At 74.6% G+C, this 488-nt stretch carries 1 pseudogene; it reads right to left on the bottom strand.

Annotated elements, in window-relative coordinates:
- Positions 1-488: pseudogene (locus G3I65_RS27745) on the bottom strand (PucR family transcriptional regulator); the annotation flags it as partial.

Genomic DNA, 488 nt, shown 5'->3' with positions numbered 1-488 from the left:
GTCGGGCGTCAGCGGTTCGCGGACCGCGGCCCAGATCGAGCCGAGGATCTCGTCGCCCGCCCGCACCGCGACCGCCACCCGCGGGATCATGAAGCCGTCGGGGCTTTCCGCCGGCCGGTCGACGAACACCGGCTGGTCGCTGCGGTACAGCTCGCGGAACACCCCGCGGTCGGCCAGCATCCGCGAGAACCGCTCCGGCACCTGCCGCCCGAGGATCGTCTCCACCCGCGACGGGTCGGCTTCGTCCTGGCGGCCGGAGAACGCGAGCACGCGCGAACGGCGGTCCTCGATGGTGACCGGCGCGTCGATCAGCGCTCCGATCGCGTTGGCCACCGCGAAGAGGTCGCCCGACGGCAGCCCGGCCAGCGTCTCCGGTTCGGCGTCGCCGACGTCGCCTTCGGCCAGCAGCGACCGCAGCATCGCGGCCAGCTGGGCCCACGACGCACCCCGCGCCAGGCCCAGCAGCGCGACGCCGGTCTCCTCGACAG

This window comes from Amycolatopsis sp. SID8362 (assembly GCF_010550475.1).
Lineage (GTDB): Bacteria > Actinomycetota > Actinomycetes > Mycobacteriales > Pseudonocardiaceae > Amycolatopsis > Amycolatopsis eburnea.
The sequence above is the reverse complement of the archived record's forward strand: the minus strand, read 5'-3'. Positions and strand labels throughout refer to the sequence as shown.